The organism is Microcystis aeruginosa NIES-4325, assembly GCF_008974145.1.
Lineage (GTDB): Bacteria > Cyanobacteriota > Cyanobacteriia > Cyanobacteriales > Microcystaceae > Microcystis > Microcystis aeruginosa_G.
This window is the reverse complement of record NZ_BJKP01000092.1, coordinates 1-1,123: the sequence shown is the minus strand read 5'-3', so window position 1 is coordinate 1,123 and position 1,123 is coordinate 1. Positions and strand designations below refer to the sequence as shown.

Below are 1,123 nucleotides of genomic sequence, written 5' to 3'. Positions count from 1 at the left end.
AGCAGTTCCTTGAGTTCTGCTTCGCTTTCTCTGATTTCTATCTTAGAAACTCCTGCCATATTTTTCCTTTAACTCTACTAAGATGATATTCTACACTATTTGTAGTCAGATTTTGGAGAATTGGTATTAGGCTAATTTGCAGCCCAAATGGGCACAGCTAGGGATAAAAGACTGAGAAAGAGATAAAAAGCAGGATGAAGGATTAAGATGCGGTCTTTTTCGATTTAGGCGGGGCAGAATAGCGTTTTTTGACCGTAGGATAAGGGATTTTTGGAGTCCGTTTTTTGCCTTTAGGCCAGCCCTGGGATTTTCCTCGGGTTTTGGGGAAACAGGCGGGTGTACCAATCACCGCTAAAATTGCCCCAAAACCCTGAGGGACCCTTCCAGGAGTCAGAGAGTTTTGTGGAAGAGGCTTCTGCCAAGGTAAAGGATTATCTTGTACTATCTCACGAGCCAGCCATAACTGCCAAGTCAGTAGAGGCATCAAATCGCGACCAGATTGCCCTTGTTCGGGAGTTGAAAGTTTGGGTAAAGTCCAGTGTAATCTTTGCAAAGCGCGAGCGATTCCAGTGATCGATGTTAAAACGTCGTTGATAAAGCGGCCAAAATTCCCGCAAGGAGAGCATCTGTTCAAGCAGGCAAGCCAACCAAATTGGTTTAGCCGCATCTGCACTCAGCTTCATTCCCTTTCTCTGAATCAGGATAATGTCCATCGGCAAATCGGCGGCTTCTCGAAAATGTAGATTTGTCCAATGTTTTATTTCAATCAAGCCCCATTTTAGGTCTTCGATTTCTAAGATTTCCACGGCAGTTGGCCAAGTTTCGGGGTCACTAAGAATTTTTCACCATGCTTTCTGGGTCTTCCTCTTTTGGCTTCCGTCGCTGGTGGGGCAGTCCACAAACAACGATTGGAACGTCAACCCATGATTTTATCAGCACGGATGTGGGCTGTTAACTTGAGAAAAGGGGCGCATCCATATTCACTGTCCCACAAACTAAGAGGTGGTCTGGGCAGATGGTGACAAACTTGCCTGAATTGAAAGGCCGCTTTTGTCATCGGGCTATGATGACTCGTAATTCTTTCATGACGCAAGGGTAATGCCCAACTTCCCTCAAGCTCTGG

General features: G+C 45.7%; 1 protein-coding gene and 1 pseudogene. Both read right to left on the bottom strand.

Going from position 1 to position 1,123, the window contains the following annotated elements:
* Nucleotides 1-446: 446 nt before the first annotated feature.
* A complete protein-coding gene (locus tag MiAbW_RS19815) occupies nucleotides 447-806 on the bottom strand; it encodes a hypothetical protein (RefSeq protein ID WP_202981370.1) in 360 nt (119 codons plus the stop codon).
* A 110-nt stretch (nucleotides 807-916) separates the two neighbouring features.
* Nucleotides 917-1,123 (bottom strand): annotated as a pseudogene (locus tag MiAbW_RS20345) (NF041680 family putative transposase); the annotation flags it as partial.